This is a genomic window from Okeania sp. SIO2B3 (assembly GCF_010672525.1).
Classification (GTDB): domain Bacteria; phylum Cyanobacteriota; class Cyanobacteriia; order Cyanobacteriales; family Microcoleaceae; genus Okeania.
The window spans coordinates 57,653-73,041 of record NZ_JAAHGH010000028.1 but is presented as its reverse complement, the minus strand read 5'-3'; the positions used below and the strand labels follow the sequence as shown (position 1 = coordinate 73,041).

Genomic DNA, 15,389 nt, shown 5'->3' with positions numbered 1-15,389 from the left:
CTGACCAAAAAATCAGGTCTCAAGCCTCCCCTTTCAAGGGGATGAAAAAAAATAAACTTCAATATTTCAAGCCTCTGACTTTAGGCAGAGGTACTGATAACTGATAACTGATAACTGATAACTGAAATGACTCCTCCTCTTTCTTCTTCTTCTCTCCTGACTCCTGACTCCTGACTCCTGACTCCTGACTCCTCCATAGTAATCATAATTAAGATCAAAAAAATGTGGGAACTATTAAAAACAATTTTTTCTCCAACTCAATATATGCCTCATGGTAGTTGTTATTTATGGCAAACTTCATTAGTATGGCTCCACCTTCTGAGCGATCTACTAATTGCGATCGCCTATTTTTCTATAACAGCAATTTTACTATATTTTGCCTGTAAACGTAAAAATGAAGTTCCATTTTTAGGAGTATTTATTTTATTTGGAGCATTCATTAATTTATGTGGGTTTGGTCATTTATTAGAAGTCTGGACATTGTGGCATCCTGCTTACTGGTTTTCAGGTGTGGAACAAGCATTAACTGCTTTAGTTTCTTGTTATACCGCTTTACAAATGGCTCAACTTTTGCCTCAATTTCTTGCTTTAAAAACACCGGAACAACTAGAAGCAGTTAATCTAGAATTACAACATCAAATAGTAGAGCGTCAACAAGCGGAACAGATATTACAAAATATTGTTGTTGCGACTTCTTCTGTTACAGGGGAAGAATTTTTTCCAGCTTTAGTAGAAAATTTAGCAAAAGCTCTAGATGTTACTTATGTAATTGTTAGTGAAAGAATTAACGATTCTTCTCAGTTAAAAACATTAGCTATTTGGGGAGACGGAAAAATCAGAGATAATATCGAATATGATTTCCTAAATTTACCCTGTGGAGTAGTTATTAATGAAGATAAATTATTATATTATCCCCAAAAAATTCAGAAAAGTTTTCCAGAAAAAACTATTTTGCAAAATATGAAAGCTGAATCTTATCTAGGAGTGCCATTGTTAGATGAAAATCAGCAAGTAATTGGGGTATTGTGTGTGATTAATAATAAATCATTAGCTAATGAAGAAAATATTATAGCAATGGTGCGAGTGTTTGCTGCGAGAGCAACTTCAGAATTACTTCGGCAAAGAGCAGAAATAGCCCGCCGTTACGCTTATGATGAGTTAGAAAATCGCGTTCAAGAAGCTACAGAAGGGTTGCGTTTACGTACTGCTGAGTTAGTAGAAGCAAATGCGGTTTTAGAAACAGAAATTCAAGAAAAAATTGCAGCAGGGTCGGCGATAAAAGATAGAGAAAATCGTCTCAAGAAACAACAGACTGGCTTGTTAAAACTAGCTAAGAGCAAAAATTTATATGAAGGAAATTTGCAGGCTGCTTTACAAGAAATCACAGAATTAGGAAGTCATATTCTTCAGGTAGAAAAGACGAGTGTGTGGTTTTATAATGAGGATAAATCAGAACTTAAATGTGCAGATTTATATCAAATATCGACTACAAAACATAGTCAAGAAAATCCATTATTTACTAGGGGGTTTCCTCTGTCATTTCAAGATGTTAATGAACGAGGTATAACTCCCGAAAACAATATGGATATGCACCTCAATGCCAAAGCAAGATTAGTAGATTATTTTGCTCCTATTTCAGTTAGCAGCACTTTGAATATCCCTATTAATTTTCAGGGAAAAATAATTGGTTTTATTTGTCTGGATAATAACGGAAATAATAGAAATTGGGAAGTAGAAGAACAGAATTTTGGTAGTTATTTAGCATATATGACTGCTCTGGCAATGGAATCTCGCGATCGTCTCCAAGCAGAGTTAACTCTACGTCAAAAAAATCAGGAGTTAGCTACTACTCTCCAGCAACTACAAACAGCTCAACAAGAACTAATTCAATCAGAAAAAATGGTGGCTCTCGGACAATTAGTAGCTGGGGTAGCTCACGAAATTAATACTCCTTTAGGGGCGATTAATTCCTCAATTAATAGTATTGCTAATTTCTGGGAAACTTATCTAGAAAAGTTACCTATTTTTTTTAAAGAACTTTCTCCTGAGCGACAGGAATACTTTTTTGCTCTACTTAAAAAATCAAACTCTGGACGCAGTTCTTTATCTACTAGAGAACAGCGTCAAATTAAAAGAAATTTAGTTAGTCAACTCAAGACACATTTAGTTGATAAATCTACTACTATTGCTAACTACTTAGTAGGAGTAGGAGTCTATGATAATTTAGAAGAATTTTTACCATTATTAAGAGACTCAAATAGTGAAGAAATTCTCAAAATTGCTTATCAATTTGCTAATGTTCAAACCAGTAGTCAAACTATTCGTACTGCTGCTGAAAGAGCTGCTAAAGTAGTATTTGCCCTCAAAACTTATGCTCGTTATGACTCTACAGGGGAGAAAATAACAGCCAATATTCTAGAAGGTATTGAAACAGTTTTAACTCTATATCATAATAAAATTAAGCATGGCGTAGAAGTTATTAAAGAATTTGATAATTCTTTGCCTCCTATCCAATGTTATCCTGACCAGTTAAATCAAGTTTGGACAAATTTAATTCATAACGCTTTACAAGCAATGGAATATGATGGTAGTTTAACTATTCAAGCAACTCAATCAGATGCTGATATTAAAGTAAGCATTACTGATAGTGGTAACGGAATACCACCGGAGATTATGTCAAAAATATTTCAACCATTTTTTACAACTAAACCACCAGGAGAAGGTAGTGGTTTAGGATTAGATATTGTGAAAAAAATAATTGAAAAACATGATGGCAAAATAGAAGTGAAATCTGTACTCGATCAAACTACTTTTATAGTATATTTACCAATAAATACAGTGGAGATAAAATAAAAATGAATGAAATGGCGATTGTGTGTGTGGATGATGAATTATCGATATTAAAAAGTTTAGAAATAGAACTTCTAGAAACTTTTGAAGATCGATATATTTACGAATTTGCGGAAACAGCAGATGAAGCTCTAGAAATTATTGACGAATTAGAAGCAGAAGGAACTAAAATTTTTATCATAGTTTCTGATTGGTTAATACCAGGAACTAAAGGAGATGAATTTTTAATTAGAGTTCATAGTAAATATCCTCAAATAATTAAAGTGTTGTTGACTGGACAAGCTGATAAAAAGTCTCTTGAAAAAGTTATAAAAGAAGCTAATATATATCGTTGCTTGACTAAACCTTGGAATCATGAGGAATTAGTATCAACCATTGAAAATGCTCAGATTAATACTAATTAACTAAAAAAAAGCAAAGGTAATGAATCAAATAGTGATTATTTGCGTTGATGACGAACCTATGATTTTAGATAGTCTTCGCATAGAATTAGAAGGAAATTTAGGAGATGATTATTTGATTGAATTAGCTCAAAGTGGTGAAGAAGCTTTAGAAATATTTATAGAGTTAAGAGCAGATAATTATGAAATACCAATAGTAATTGCTGATTATATTATGCCGGATATGAAAGGAGATGAACTGCTTAAACGTATTCACTCCATCTCTCCTCAAACTCTGAAAATAATGCTGACTGGTCAAGCAGATGTAGCAGGAGTAGGAAATGCTATTAATTATGCAAACTTATATCGTTATATTCCTAAACCTTGGGAATCTGAAGACCTGAATTTAACAATAAAAGAAGCTTTGAATAGCTATTTTATCAAGCAGGAAATTGACAAAAAAACAGCGGATTTAGATAGAATAAATCAGGAATTACTTCAAGTTAATCTTGATTTGAAAAAAGCTTTAGAAGCTGAATTAAAATTAACTGCTGCTGCTACTCAATTTGTACCTCATCAATTTTTATCTTTGATGGGGTATCAAAATATTACAGATGTCAAATTAGGAGATAGTGTAGAGCATAAAATGTCAGTTTTATTTGCTGATATTCGCAACTTTACCACAATTTTAGAAACCATGACTCCAGAAGAGAGCTTTAAGTTTATCAATGGGTATCTCTCAGTCATGGAACCTGCAATAATTGAAAATCAAGGCTTTATTGATAAATACATTGGTGATGCAATAATGGCATTATTTGCCAGTAAAGCAGATGACGCTATTCAAGCAGCTATTTCAATGTTAAGACGACTAGAAGAATATAATAAAACTAGACAAAGACCAGAAAGAAAACCATTAAAAATTGGAATTGGAATTAATACAGGAGATGTGATTTTAGGTACAGTAGGAGGCGCTCAAAGAATAGATGGTACAGTTATTGGTGACGCAGTAAACTTAGCATCTCGTTTAGAAGAATTAACCAAACTATATGATGTGTCTTTATTAATGAGTAATTCTACATTTATATCATTAGAAAATCCGGGAAAATATTCTATTAGATTAATTGATAGAGTTAAGGTAAAAGGAAAAGCAGAAATGGTGACCGTATTTGAAGTTTTTGATGCAGATCCACCTGAGTCTTTAGAGGGTAAAACAATTACAAAACATATATATGAAGAAGCAATCATATTTTATTATCAAAGAAAATTCAGTCAAGCTTCCCAACTATTTCAAAATTGTTTGAGTCAAAACCCTAGCGATCAAGTAGCTCGAATTTATTTAGAACGTTGTCAAAAATATGAGTCCTAAATTTTGTGTTATAATAAATGTTTGCTACAAATAGCTAGGAAATTTCTTAGGAGTCAACCCACCCCTAACCCTCCCAGGAGGCAGGGTCTATTTATTGTCACGCGAGCGAAAAATTGATGGGGGGATGGGAACCCACCCCTAGCCCCTCCCAGGAGGGGAATGTGGGGAGATGGGGACCCACCCCTAGCCCCTCCCCCTCCCAGGAGGGGGAATTTGGGGAGATGGGGAGATGGAGAGATTTATATATTTGCACAATTAAATGTATTTCATATTAATATTCTCCCCAGGCAAAGAATTAGCTCTGCTCTCAGGAGGGGAAGTACTGAGTCAGGAGTCAGGAATTAGGAGTCAGGAGTCAGCAACCAGAAGATAAAAGGATTTTGATTAATCTTAATTGCTCTTAAATATCTATCAAAATCATCCCTGATTTCTATATAAATAAAATTGATATAAGCCTAAAAAGTAATATAGATATTAGTCTAGAAGAAAGTAGACTTCTGAGTGTTGAAAGTCTAATAAAAATAGCAACAGCAAAAACTAAGAAAAATTCATTTATAATAATAGTTTAACTTTATATAATTGGAAACTTAACAGAACTAATGTCCGTATTGTTAGCGATCGCAGTTTTAGGCGCACTCATTGTAGTTCACGAGTTAGGCCATTTTCTGGCAGCTCGACTCCAAAAAATCCACGTTAATCGTTTTTCCATAGGCTTATTTGGCCCGATATTATGGAAATATCAAGGGCCAGAAACAGAATATGCTATCCGCAGCTTTCTATTTGGCGGTTTTGTGGGTTTTCCCGATAATGACCCCGATAGTACAATTCCCAAAGATGACCCAGACCTATTACGCAACCGCCCTATCCTCGACCGAGCGATCGTTCTCAGTGCAGGAGTAATTGCCAATCTAATATTTGCTTATTTTCTATTAGTAACTCAAGTAAGCATCATTGGCATACCAGATTTTAACTATGCTCCCGGAGTAAAAGTTCCAGCAGTTGCTACAGACGTTAGCTCTGCCGCTACTAAAGCAGGTATTAAAGCAAATGATATTATTTTATCCGTTAACGACCGACAATTAGGCCCAGACAAAGAAGCTATTACTACCCTAGTAGAAACAATTCAAAATAATCCGAATAAAACTTTGGAGATGGAGCTTCAGCGTGACGAACAAAAGCTATTTATTGAAGTCACACCAGACTTAGGAGATGATGGCAAAGGTCGTATTGGAGTACAACTAATTTCCAATGGAGACATAGTCAGACATCGCCCTGACAATATTTTTGCAGCTTTTAGCGTCGGTGCTAACGAATTTCAAAGAATTGTAGTTTTAACACTTCAAGGTTTTGGGCAACTCATTAGTAACTTTAGTCAGACAGCAGGGCAACTTGCCGGGCCTGTGGCCATTGTAGATATGGGGGCAAAAATTGCTGAAGATAATGTGGGGGAATTATTTCAATTTGCAGCATTGATTAGCATTAACTTAGCAGTGATTAATATTTTACCTTTACCAGCTTTAGACGGCGGTCAGTTAGCATTTTTACTCATAGAGGGAGTAAGAGGTAAACCCTTACCTATGAATATTCAGGAAAATGTAATGCAGACAGGTTTAGTGCTATTGTTAGGTTTAGGAATTTTCTTAGTTATTAGAGATACTGCTAATCTGGATGGAGTGCGATCGTTACTCCAAAGATAAAAGATAGTATGATGTCCGGTTGAATACTTAGGAGGAGTCAGGAGTCAGGAGTCAGGAGAAAAAAATAAGGAAAAGTGCCTGGTATTTTTTTGCTATATACCATTACGCCAGTAGGACTACCTAATTTTGTATAAGTAGGCATGAACGATACGTTCGCTTTTCCTTTATTATTTCGTAAAAAAGTTATTGAGTAAACAAGAAAAATAATAGGTGGAAAAAGTGGTTAATTTTTCTTTCCCTTTTCCCTTTTCCCTCTTCCTTCTTCTTTCCCAATAGACATCTCCAGAAAAGAGGCAACAGCTCATCTGGCAACAGGGAGAAATAATTGATAATTTATGGATAAGAATTGATTTTATTTTTGATTTTTAGCAGATGTCTAAATAATGGAAAAAATGATTATCCTTCCCTCTTCCTTCTTCCTTCCCAATAATTGCTCTATCCTTTCCTCCTTCTTCCTTCTTCCCTCTTCCTTCTTTCTTCCCAATAATGGTAACAACTCATAAACTTTCAGTAAAGCGACAGCGATCGCTCGAAATACTCCTTCGTCTCAAACGTCTTTATCCAGATGCCACCTGTACCCTGAGTTATCAAACCCCAGTACAGTTACTTGTAGCGACTATCCTTTCTGCCCAATGTACAGATGAACGAGTTAATAAAGTTACACCTGCCCTATTTGAAAAATTCCCGGATGCTGTAGCACTGGCAAATGCAGATATTGAAGAATTAGAAAACCTAGTCCGCTCCACAGGATTTTATCGTAATAAAGCCAAAAATATTAAGGCTAGTTGCCAAATGATAGTTGAAAAATTCGACTACCAAGTGCCAAAGCAGATGGAGCAAATGTTACAACTACCTGGAGTAGCAAGGAAAACAGCAAATGTAGTTTTAGCTCATGCCTACGGAATTATTGCAGGGGTAACAGTAGATACTCATGTTAAACGGTTAAGTCAAAGGTTAGGTTTAACAGAACATTCCGATCCAATTAAAATAGAGCGAGATTTAATGCGGTTACTACCTCAACCTGATTGGGAAAATTGGTCAATTCGATTAATTTATCATGGCCGGGCAGTTTGTAAGGCCAAAAATCCAGGCTGCGATAAATGTTTATTGGCGGAATTATGTCCTTCGGTCGGAGGGGAGTAGGGGTTATTAGAGGACACGGAGACACGGAGAGGGGGAGACACAGAGAGAATGTTCTATTTTCAACGATTACCAAATATTTATTGAGTCTCCATCACTCCATCACCCCACACCTGAAAAAATTTATGGTACTATTAGAGTTTGGGTTAATACCTTAATTAGCTATTAGCTTTTCCGTTCCGGAATAGCTAACCGCTGAGGTGCTGATTGCTATTTCAAAATTAAAAATACCGATTATCTCAACGTTGGTTGAAGATCCGCGCTCTCTATCCCCCCTAGCCCTCCGATGATGCGCTATCCCTGATAAGGAACTCCTGAAAACCTTTAGACACGGAGACAGGTCAACACGGAGATACGGGGACATGGAGATACGGGGACATGGAGGAAAAATCCCGTCTGTAGTTATCAAAAAAATGTCTAATTCAATACACCTTTCTCTGTAAAAACCCTCTCAAACTCCTATACATAACTTCTCTTTTATGTCAAGCTTTATGTGAAGAAAGATGTTTATAAAGCATAGCTTTGAAAGGGGGGAACAAAAGGGGAGCTAGGGCATGAAAACCAATCAATTTTGCGGTTTTGTCAATAGTGTGTTATACTTAAAAGTTGGCTGCTGGGCTAGCAGTGTCAGCGCCAGTCGCTCATGGGGGAGACCCCCAAGACCGCGCTGGCAAGTCTTTAGGAGCGACCGTAAGACCGAAAAGAGGCTCGACCTTGGAGGCTGGTGCATTGAAGCAGAAAGACCTAATCAGCGATGGTTAGGAATCCCGCGCTGTCACGCAAGTGCAGCGTCGGGAGGATGTCAATTGGAGTAATTACAGAAACTAATCATGGCAAAAAAGAGCATGATCGAGCGTGAGAAAAAACGCAAAAAATTAGTAGAAAAATATGCTGCTAAACGTGCAGAACTTAAACTGCAATTTGAAGAAGCAGAAGATTTAGAGGAGAAAATAGAAATCCATCGTCAAATTCAGAGATTACCTCGTAATAGCGCCCCTTCTCGCGTGCGAAATCGTTGTTGGTTAACTGGGCGTCCAAGAGGTTATTATCGAGACTTTGGACTATCTCGTAACGCTATCCGAGAAATGGCTCACGAAGGTCTCTTACCTGGAGTTGTTAAGTCTAGCTGGTAGTTTATAGTTATCTACACTGAGCTTTCAGGTTAACCGAAAGTCTTATATCTCTGACTTAGGGGTGGGTTAAACAAATCAGCTTTTGCACCTGTAAAATATGGGAAAACAAACCCCTATAATGCCAAAACCCCCCCTTTTTAAGCTATCCCTTACCCATAAGTCTTGAAACCCTTGTGGGGAGAAGGGGAGCAGCGGTGCGACCCCGCGTCGGCGACAGACGCAAGCGGTCGGACCCCGCGACGACGCCAGCTCGCTTGCGGAACGCCGACCAAGAGAGGGAGCAGGGGAGAAAGGAGAAAAAATCATAGTAGCTAAGTAAAACTACTGAAGTTGTCAAAAAAAAAGTATTTTTCCATACATTTTTTCTCCCGAAAAAGCTGAACCAAGACTTATTCATAACTCGTCTATTTTGTCAAGCTTTATGTTAAGAAAGATGTGGGTAAAGTATAGCTAAAAAAGTAAGAAGTGGGAATGTTAAAATCTTTTATTCTCCACAACAGCGCTCTATTCCTAGACTATCCAATAGCAAGTCACTAACAGCATTAGCGATCGCGAACTCTCCGTAAAAACTCTGGGAAAAATCAAAAGCTTGCATTTCTGTCACAATAGCAATTACCAATGAACCTAAATCATTTTCTCCTTCCATACGATGGCGAATAAATATTTGAGCTGCTCTTTGAGCAATGTCCTCATTAACTTGTTCTGGGATAAACTCTTGATTGAGCCATTTGTGTAAGGAAGTTCGCAACCATTCCCCTTCTTGTTGGGGGTTTTCTGCTGTTGGTAAAGTAATTGGTTTGATTGGTTCTGCCATGATTCTAAATTTTATATTATAAATTATGAACGATCGTCCGATGATGGAATATGATATTAATTCAATCATACAAGGATATGCTCAAGGCTACTTTCTCATGGCAAATGACGGAGAGAATAGTTTAGAGTGGTATGGTAGTCGTAAACGAGCTTTGATTCCTTTGGATGAAAGATTTCGCTACCCACGGTCGCTACGTCGTGTGATTAATCAAAATCGTTTTACTGTTGCTGTTAATGGGGACTTTGAGGCAGTAGTGGAAGGTTGTGCGGATAGAGATACAACTTGGATATCTGGGGAGTTGAAACAGATTTATAAAGCACTGAATTTAGCAGGTTGGGCGTATAGTTTTGAAACTTGGCAAGGAGATAAACTTGCTGGTGGAATTTTAGGTATTGCCATTGGTGGTGGTTTTATTGGGGAGTCAATGTTTTTCAATATTCCAGAGGGGTCGAAGGTGGCGATGGTAAAGTTGGTGGAGCGACTACGGGAGAGAGAATTTGTGTTTTTTGATGCTCAGATGAATAACCCTCATTTGGAAAGATTTGGAGCTTATACTATTAGCGATAAAAAGTATAAAGCACTTTTGAAATTGGCGTTAAGTCGTCAATGTAGTCTAATTTAGTTTATCTAATAAGATTTTTACACTATCTACGATGATATCTGGTTGGTCTATCCACACAAAATGGCTACTTTTATTAGCTTGAATTTGAACAGAATTTGTTGATAGATTACACAAATTTTTGTGCATTTGCTCCCGTAATTTGTTGGCTGATTTCAGAGGAATTAAAAAAGTCCACCAAGAAGACTGAAAAAAGGAATTAGCTTTGATACTAACTACTGGCATCGAAGCAAACTGATTAGCAATAATAACCTGATTTCCACTATTATTTAGATTGAGCATTTCTCGACTCATTGTCATCCAATGTTTAGAACGACAAAAAGAACGTTTTACTAAACTTCTTGACTCTTGAGAAAAATCTTGTAATTCAGGTTTGATTAATTCAAATATTCGACATTTTCTTAATAGCTGAATAATTCCTAATATTGAGCCGAAAATAGACATAACAAAGCCAGAAATAAATAATAGTTTTAAAGCTTGTAATTGGATAGGCATTTTCAGCATCTCTGTTTCATGGAGTCCATCTGTAAGTACCATGCCAATAACTTTTTCTGGGAAGCGATGAGCATATAATCTGACATTGTAACTGCCAAAAGAATTTCCTACTAAAATGTAAGGTGGCTGAATTTTTGCTTGAGTAAGTAGGGTATCTAATTCTTCTACAATTTGACTGCTAGTTCGAGGATGGGGGCTATGTTCACTCCATCCATATCCAGCTCTGTCGTAAATACATACTCGCCCTAACTTTGCCAGTTTTTCTACTAAGAAATATCCCTCTATTCCACCTAAGCTATGGTCGAGAATAATTGTTGGACTAGCTTCTCCTACAACATACAAATGTAGACGATAACCACCAACATCAAATAGTTTTCCCGGAGGTAGTTTTTGATTCTCCAAATGACAGGCGATCGCTTGATAAATTGTTGTAGCGACTAGCAGAAGAATTTGGATAGATAATGACATTTTTCTACATTCCGTTAATAGCTTTCTTTATAGGTTGAATTTCTCACTTTCTACATGATGTCTATAATTAGTTGAAGTTTATAGATGCGGAGGTGCAACTTTTTAGTATTCCCATTCACTTTTTTCTTCTTTATTCTCTCCTAGATAATTAAATGTCTTCTTGCTTATTCAAGAAAATATATTCTAAAATTATCTTTTTCTTTTGAGTTTAATACCCCACCTTCTACAGGATATTTACAATTAGTTGGGGTTATAAGACACGAAGTGCCAGTTCGCTAATTGTCCCCATCCACTTTTTCCTTCTTCCTTCTTCCTTCTTCCTTCTTCTAATAGCTTTCTTTGATTTAATTCCTCACTTTCTACATGATGTGTACAATTAGTTGAAGTTTATAGATGCGGAGGGGCAACTTTTCAGTATCTCTATTCATTTTTTTCTTCTTTATTATCTCCTAGATAACTAGGGTTTGCTGATTAATTCTAAAAGTATTGACATATAAAGACTTTAGCCTTTTTTGGGCTAAAAAAAGTACGCCTGTTTCAGCTTTTAACGCTCAAAAAGGAGCGTATTTTAGGCGCATAGTTGGGCAGAAAAATCATTCTTACAATTGTTACTCCTACCTCTTCTAAATTCCTATTTCTCCAGTATAGCTGTCTCCTGTCTTTCCCCTCCACCGGAGGGGTTAGGGGTGGGTTGTCTCCTACCCCTACTAAAAGACTTTTTCAGCAAACCCTAACTAAATGTCTTCTTGCTTATTCAAGAAAATATATTCTAAAATTATCTTTTTCTTTTGAGTTTAATACCCCACCTTCTACAGGATATTTACAATTAGTTGGAGTTTGTAGACACGAAGTGCAAGTTCGCTAACTGTCCCCATCCACTTCTTCCTTCTTCCTTCTTCCTTCTTCAAGGTTATTTAGGTCTAGCCAAAAGTAATTTTAATTAGGGTTTGCTGATTAAATCTAAAAGCACTGAAATATAAAGGTTGAGCGCATTTTTTAGTTAAAAAAAGTTCAAGCTTAATGGTCATAATGGTTCAAAAAAGAGCGCATTTTAGGCTTATAGTTGCGCAGAATAATCCCTTGATTATTCTTCCTTCTACCTCCTCTATAATTCCCATTTCTCCAGTATAGCTGTCTCCAGTATAGCTGTCTCCTACCCTTGCCCATAAGACTTTTTCAGCAAGCCCTAATTAATTTTATGTTCAGTAACTAAGGTTAAACTAACCCATTCTCCTTTCTCATTATAAGTACGAATAAGTCGTTGACGAAGGTCAGGTTTAATTAACCAACCAGCCTCAAAAAATATAGGTTTTCTCAACTCAACTTTAATCGGCAAAGTAGCAGAAGCACCGTCAGGAAGAAGTAAGACTTTTACAGGTTGAGAACCTTGGTCGAAGTGTAAAATAGAGCCTTCAATTCTCGCAGTAGAAGTAATTATTTTCTGATTAGAATTACCAAAAGTAATTTGCTGAAATAAGCGACCTGTATTTTCAATCTTTAATTCCATTTGAGTTGGATAAACATCCGGTGTCCGTAAATCAGGATAAATAGTAATAGCTTCTCCCTGCCACTTTCCTAATAAAGCATCTACTGTGAGAATCGGATTTTCTAAAGCATTTGTACCTGCTCGTTTTTCTCGAATTAAAGTTAATGTTTGGAAATTTCCATCCTGGTTAAATAATTCTACTAAACGGAGACGACGATTTTGATTAATAAAACTCAACTCAGCACCATTAACTGAAATTGGTGATATTTGAATTGAACCTTGAGAAAAAGTACCATCTTCAAAAAACATAGTATCTTTGCCAAAGGTTTGATATTCTCTGACTAATTCATTAACTTTTGGCTGAGAATTATCCCCTGAATAAGTAAAGCGACGGAGAGTGAGACGAACTGTTTTATTTTGTTCATCCAAACTTTCTAAAATCAGAATACTAGGTGTATCTTCAACTATATCTCCTTGAGCAGAAATTTTAGTAAATGAACCATGCCATTCACCGAGATTTTGTAAAAAATTTTCCCATTGTGTTTTCATATTTTCTAACAAATTTATTGATATTTATAGAAGAAGTAAGAGGGAAGAAGGAAGAAGGAAGAAGGAAGAAGGAAGAATTCATTAATGGATAATTGATAATGGATAATTGATAATTACCTCTGGTTAAAACCGTTACGGAATTGAATATAAGGAAATATTATTTCTTCTCTTGGTCCATTGGATATGGTTAGGAAACCCATCCACCCCTCGACCGCTTTTTTCCTCTTAAAAGGGGAGGCTTTAAACCAGAATTATTTAATTATTAATTAGTTAATTATTCGGTAAGAAAGAAGAAGGAAAAATTTGGCTTTGTTTGAATTTTAATAAGTATTCAGCCGTCAGCTAGCCTCCTATGGTCGGAACTGCGTTATCAGCCAGCCTCCTGCGGAGGAACTGCGTTAACAGCTATTGCTTTTAGTTTTAGAGAAAAACTTTACTAATTGAGCCATAATTTATACTTACGCCTCAAAGCTTGAAACAGTCTATATTCATTTAAACCCCCTTATGATAGCTGAGAGCTAATAGCTGTTTGCGCAGCATTCCGCAGGAAATGCTTACGAATTTTAAACTTTTGATATAGCAATTTCCATACTGGTTTTGAAAAAAACTATATATACTCTATTTGTGTATAAACCTAGGAAATTATTAAGTTTATTTTTTCCTTTTTTCCTCAATAAATTTAGTATTATTTTTTTGTAGCGGGTTTAATATCCCACCATTAATAGAAGTGCTTAAAATTGTTTGGGTTTATAAGACACGAAGTGCCATGTCAGATACTATCCATAAGTAATTTTCCCTTCTGCCTTCTGCCTTATTTAATCATAATTAATATTTTTCTCATCAAAACTAATTGAACCCGGACCAAAAGAATAAATCATTAACAATCCTCCAATTAATCCAAGATTTTTCATAAAAGCAATTTCCTGGGAAGGATCTGCAAAAAGATTGTGGAAAATTAGGCTACTTGGAATTAAAAATCCTATTAATAAAAGTGCGCCATACCGGGCTTTATAACCTACTAAAACAGATAATCCACCTATTAATAAAACAGCAATTGTAGGAAATAAAAGCCAACCAGGAATTCCAGCAGATGCCATATATTGTTGAGCACTTGCTGGATCGAAAATTTTACCAATACTTGACTTGATAAAAACTGCAGAGAGGAATATTCTGCCTAAGAGTGAAGTCCACTGTTGTAAATTATTCATGTTGCTTTGGCTAGTATATTTTTTCGTTTACTATTTTATTTGATATTTACAACTATAGATATTTATTTTTTGTAAAACTTCATACAATATATAGGGAAAAGGGAATTGGAAACATCGAAGCAATATTAGGAATGATTTATATCATGTCTCTTTGAATACCCACAATACAAAATTTAGGGAATAGGGAGAGATTTATCATAGAAAACATTTTGATTATGGCTAATTAATGAGACTTGATATTAGGATTGTTATTTGAAGAAGCAAGAAGGAAAAAGTGTCTGGGGATACTAATATAATTGGCCATAAACTTACCGAGATCAACTTTAGATTTTTTTTATCCTTGATACTGTTAATTATCCAACACTAATTATCTAGAGAATATAATATAGTGGTAAGCATTCAGCAAACAGATTTTAAACGTACAGTACTTAGTAAGGTTAGCTAAAGGCAACCAATTTATTCATAAGTTTAAATTTGCCTTGGAGACTAATTCCTCCTGAGCGTGCGAACATTAGTTAATAATTCATAGCTGTTAACGTTAGCTCTTCTGTAAGAGGCAGTTCCGACCATAGGAGGATAGCTGATAGCTGGCGGCTGAATGCTTACATATAGCGTAAGTTTATTAGAGCTAATATATAAAAAGCTTTAGTCAATCTGATTAAGTATTAATTCACTACATTAAGGATATGAAAAAAATTGCTATTTTGATATCTATTGCTACAGTTGTTTTGAGTAACAACCAGGCTTTTGCCGGAGAACATGGCGCTCACTGCCTGAATATTATTAGTGGTGAAATGAAACAGTGTAGAGTTATTATATCAGGCCGAAATAATAGCCTAGAAATGAATTTTAAATCTGAAAAATTTCAAGATGTTAATATGAAGTTGAAAGGTAATCAAATTACTGAAATTTCAACTGGTGAATATGCTAAAAAAAGAGCAAAAGAAACTATTGGTGCTAGTTTAGTTCTCGGTCCTTTGGGAGCTTTAGTTGGTCTGTTTGCTAAACAGGATAGGACTCAGTTAGCAATTGAATATGTAGATTATCAAAACAATAAAAATGTGACTATGATTGATATTCCGACAAAACATAGCGAACCTCTAATGAACGATTTAGAAATTTTGACTGGTTTACAAATTCGTAGTTCTGAATAATATAGCAGAAGGCAGAATAAAAAATCTTAC

14 protein-coding genes are annotated in these 15,389 nt (G+C 35.7%); 9 read left to right on the top strand and 5 right to left on the bottom strand.

The genetic code is table 11. The features are described from left to right. Positions 1-80: 80 nt before the first annotated feature. Positions 81-206 (bottom strand): hypothetical protein, encoded by a 126-nt coding sequence (locus F6K15_RS19585; protein WP_293063420.1) that lies wholly within the window; start codon positions 204-206, stop codon positions 81-83. 16 nt (positions 207-222) lie between these two features. Between F6K15_RS19585 and F6K15_RS19580 the strand changes: the two genes are divergently transcribed. The 7 genes from F6K15_RS19580 to rpsN all read left to right on the top strand — a co-directional run bounded on the left by F6K15_RS19580 (position 223) and on the right by rpsN (position 8,566). Further along, complete coding sequence (locus F6K15_RS19580) at positions 223-2,853, top strand: ATP-binding protein (protein WP_293063418.1); 2,631 nt, start codon at positions 223-225, stop codon at positions 2,851-2,853. A 2-nt stretch (positions 2,854-2,855) separates the two neighbouring features. After that, complete coding sequence (locus tag F6K15_RS19575) at positions 2,856-3,254, top strand: response regulator (protein ID WP_293063416.1); 399 nt, start codon at positions 2,856-2,858, stop codon at positions 3,252-3,254. 19 nt (positions 3,255-3,273) lie between these two features. Continuing rightward, a complete protein-coding gene (locus tag F6K15_RS19570) occupies positions 3,274-4,596 on the top strand; it encodes an adenylate/guanylate cyclase domain-containing protein (RefSeq protein WP_293063414.1) in 1,323 nt (440 codons plus the stop codon). 599 nt (positions 4,597-5,195) lie between these two features. Beyond that, entirely contained in the window at positions 5,196-6,293 is a 1,098-nt protein-coding gene (gene rseP / locus F6K15_RS19565; RefSeq protein WP_293063412.1) for an RIP metalloprotease RseP, read from the top strand. Positions 6,294-6,779: 486 nt separating this feature from the next. Continuing rightward, the gene (gene nth / locus F6K15_RS19560; protein WP_293063410.1) at positions 6,780-7,436 is read left to right on the top strand and encodes an endonuclease III; all 657 of its coding nucleotides are present in this window, start codon (positions 6,780-6,782) and stop codon (positions 7,434-7,436) included. 621 nt (positions 7,437-8,057) lie between these two features. Further along, positions 8,058-8,195 carry a hypothetical protein gene (locus F6K15_RS19555; RefSeq protein ID WP_293063409.1) on the top strand — a complete coding sequence of 46 codons (138 nt, stop codon included), beginning with the start codon at positions 8,058-8,060 and terminating at the stop codon, positions 8,193-8,195. Between the two features lie 68 nt (positions 8,196-8,263). Continuing rightward, positions 8,264-8,566 carry a 30S ribosomal protein S14 gene (gene rpsN, locus F6K15_RS19550; protein ID WP_293063407.1) on the top strand — a complete coding sequence of 101 codons (303 nt, stop codon included), beginning with the start codon at positions 8,264-8,266 and terminating at the stop codon, positions 8,564-8,566. 484 nt (positions 8,567-9,050) lie between these two features. Here rpsN and F6K15_RS19545 read toward each other — a convergent pair whose 3' ends face one another. Continuing rightward, entirely contained in the window at positions 9,051-9,380 is a 330-nt protein-coding gene (locus tag F6K15_RS19545) for a hypothetical protein (protein ID WP_293063405.1), read from the bottom strand. Between the two features lie 43 nt (positions 9,381-9,423). Between F6K15_RS19545 and aat the strand changes: the two genes are divergently transcribed. Next, positions 9,424-10,002, top strand: coding sequence for a leucyl/phenylalanyl-tRNA--protein transferase (gene aat, locus F6K15_RS19540; protein WP_293063425.1), 579 nt, complete (start codon positions 9,424-9,426; stop codon positions 10,000-10,002). Here aat and F6K15_RS19535 read toward each other — a convergent pair. The 3 genes from F6K15_RS19535 to F6K15_RS19525 form a co-directional block, all read right to left on the bottom strand. Beyond that, entirely contained in the window at positions 9,994-10,962 is a 969-nt protein-coding gene (locus F6K15_RS19535; protein ID WP_293063403.1) for an alpha/beta fold hydrolase, read from the bottom strand. The two genes, aat and F6K15_RS19535, sit on opposite strands and share 9 nt — an antisense overlap. Before the next feature lie 1,186 nt (positions 10,963-12,148). Beyond that, complete coding sequence (locus F6K15_RS19530) at positions 12,149-12,997, bottom strand: DUF3598 family protein (protein ID WP_293063401.1); 849 nt, start codon at positions 12,995-12,997, stop codon at positions 12,149-12,151. Between the two features lie 815 nt (positions 12,998-13,812). Then, positions 13,813-14,205, bottom strand: a complete 393-nt coding sequence (locus tag F6K15_RS19525; protein ID WP_293063399.1) for a DoxX family protein — start codon at positions 14,203-14,205, stop codon at positions 13,813-13,815. Between the two features lie 686 nt (positions 14,206-14,891). On the opposite strand from F6K15_RS19525, the gene F6K15_RS19520 reads away from it, so the two are divergent. After that, positions 14,892-15,359, top strand: coding sequence for a hypothetical protein (locus F6K15_RS19520; protein ID WP_293063397.1), 468 nt, complete (start codon positions 14,892-14,894; stop codon positions 15,357-15,359). Positions 15,360-15,389 lie beyond the last annotated feature (30 nt).

Coding starts and splice junctions, on each gene's coding strand:
- F6K15_RS19585 (WP_293063420.1), bottom strand. CDS start 206: ATGATTACTATGGAGGAGTCAGGAGTCAGGAGTCAGGAGTCAGGAGTC.
- F6K15_RS19580 (WP_293063418.1), top strand. CDS start 223: ATGTGGGAACTATTAAAAACAATTTTTTCTCCAACTCAATATATGCCT.
- F6K15_RS19575 (WP_293063416.1), top strand. CDS start 2,856: ATGAATGAAATGGCGATTGTGTGTGTGGATGATGAATTATCGATATTA.
- F6K15_RS19570 (WP_293063414.1), top strand. CDS start 3,274: ATGAATCAAATAGTGATTATTTGCGTTGATGACGAACCTATGATTTTA.
- rseP (WP_293063412.1), top strand. CDS start 5,196: ATGTCCGTATTGTTAGCGATCGCAGTTTTAGGCGCACTCATTGTAGTT.
- nth (WP_293063410.1), top strand. CDS start 6,780: ATGGTAACAACTCATAAACTTTCAGTAAAGCGACAGCGATCGCTCGAA.
- rpsN (WP_293063407.1), top strand. CDS start 8,264: ATGGCAAAAAAGAGCATGATCGAGCGTGAGAAAAAACGCAAAAAATTA.
- F6K15_RS19545 (WP_293063405.1), bottom strand. CDS start 9,380: ATGGCAGAACCAATCAAACCAATTACTTTACCAACAGCAGAAAACCCC.
- aat (WP_293063425.1), top strand. CDS start 9,424: ATGGAATATGATATTAATTCAATCATACAAGGATATGCTCAAGGCTAC.
- F6K15_RS19535 (WP_293063403.1), bottom strand. CDS start 10,962: ATGTCATTATCTATCCAAATTCTTCTGCTAGTCGCTACAACAATTTAT.
- F6K15_RS19530 (WP_293063401.1), bottom strand. CDS start 12,997: ATGAAAACACAATGGGAAAATTTTTTACAAAATCTCGGTGAATGGCAT.
- F6K15_RS19525 (WP_293063399.1), bottom strand. CDS start 14,205: ATGAATAATTTACAACAGTGGACTTCACTCTTAGGCAGAATATTCCTC.
- F6K15_RS19520 (WP_293063397.1), top strand. CDS start 14,892: ATGAAAAAAATTGCTATTTTGATATCTATTGCTACAGTTGTTTTGAGT.